The sequence below is a fragment of the Streptomyces cahuitamycinicus genome (assembly GCF_002891435.1).
In the GTDB taxonomy this organism is placed as follows: Bacteria; Actinomycetota; Actinomycetes; order Streptomycetales; family Streptomycetaceae; genus Streptomyces; species Streptomyces cahuitamycinicus.
The window spans coordinates 1-248 of the sequence record NZ_POUC01001022.1 but is presented as its reverse complement, the minus strand read 5'-3'; the positions used below and the strand labels follow the sequence as shown (position 1 = coordinate 248).

General features: G+C 56.9%; 1 rRNA gene. It reads left to right on the top strand.

The features are described from left to right. Positions 1-248: ribosomal RNA gene (locus tag C1J00_RS44400) — 23S ribosomal RNA — on the top strand; the annotation flags it as partial.

Sequence of the window (248 nt, the reverse complement as noted above, 5' to 3'; positions counted from 1 at the left end):
AGGAGGTTGGCTTAGAAGCAGCCACCCTTGAAAGAGTGCGTAATAGCTCACTGGTCTAGTGATTCCGCGCCGACAATGTAGCGGGGCTCAAGCGTACCGCCGAAGTCGTGTCATTCACACCATAGGGTCAACGCCTGTGTGGATGGGTAGGGGAGCGTCGTGTGCCGGGTGAAGCAGCCGCGGAAGCGAGTTGTGGACGGTTCACGAGTGAGAATGCAGGCATGAGTAGCGATACACACGTGAGAAAC